This is a genomic window from Fundidesulfovibrio magnetotacticus (assembly GCF_013019105.1).
Classification (GTDB): Bacteria; Desulfobacterota; Desulfovibrionia; order Desulfovibrionales; family Desulfovibrionaceae; genus Fundidesulfovibrio; species Fundidesulfovibrio magnetotacticus.
The window spans coordinates 1-499 of the sequence record NZ_BLTE01000056.1; the positions used below are offsets into that span (position 1 = coordinate 1).

1 protein-coding gene is annotated in these 499 nt (G+C 64.3%); it reads left to right on the top strand.

The genetic code is table 11. From position 1 onward, the window contains the following. On the top strand, window positions 1-196 hold a 196-nt coding region (locus NNJEOMEG_RS20280; protein WP_268885709.1), incomplete at its 5' end, for a flagellin. Window positions 197-499: the final 303 nt, after the last annotated feature.

Below are 499 nucleotides of genomic sequence, written 5' to 3' on the forward strand. Positions count from 1 at the left end.
CCGCCTGGAGAACACCGTGCAGAACCTGCAGATCCAGGCCGAAAACCTGCAGGCCGCCGAGTCGCAGATCTCGGACGTGGACGTGGCCGAGGAGATGACGAGCTTCGTGCGCTCGCAGATCCTCACCCAGTCCGCCATCGCCATGCTCTCGCAGGCCAACAGCCTGCCCAAGATGGCCATGCAGCTCCTCGGCTAGCCCGGGAGCAAGCCAGCCTTCCGCTCTCGAAGGCCGGTCCGGCGATGCCGGGCCGGCCTTCTCCGTTTTACGGACAGAGGGGGAAAAGGCCTAAAGGGAATTCGGAAACCGGACGATAAGAGGGTCAAAGGCGGCGCGCCACGGCCGGGGCAGGGTCCCGGGCGAACGGGAAGGTCCCGGCAGCGCCGAGGCAAGGATGCCACCCACATTCACGGAGGAATCGCCATGTCTCTCGTTATCAACCACAACTTGATGGCAATGAACGCGGCCCGGAACCTGTCCCAGTCGTATTCCGAACTGGGC